At 36.8% G+C, this 234-nt stretch carries 1 protein-coding gene; it reads left to right on the forward strand.

Annotation, left to right across the window (positions count from 1 at the left end):
* Positions 1-72 precede the first annotated feature (72 nt).
* Positions 73-234 (forward strand): 3-hydroxyacyl-CoA dehydrogenase NAD-binding domain-containing protein (locus H2O73_RS24340; RefSeq protein WP_281364278.1); only part of this gene is annotated, 162 nt, incomplete at its 3' end.

The raw sequence follows: 234 nt of genomic DNA on the forward strand, positions 1-234 counted from the left end.
TTCGATAATATAATTAAATAAACAGATTTGTTATTCCTACGCAGATAGGAATCCACAATAAAAATATAAAACATGAACGTAGGAATTATAGGTTCAGGAACCATGGGAAGTGGCATAGCGCAAGTTGCGGCCACTGCTGGTTGCCAAGTGAAATTATACGATACCAATCAAGCGGCTTTAGATAAAGCTAAGGCGTCTCTTGAGAAAATATTATCTCGTTTAATCGAGAAAGGT

It is taken from the genome of Vibrio marinisediminis, from assembly GCF_014050145.1.
Taxonomy (GTDB): domain Bacteria; phylum Pseudomonadota; class Gammaproteobacteria; order Enterobacterales; family Vibrionaceae; genus Vibrio; species Vibrio marinisediminis.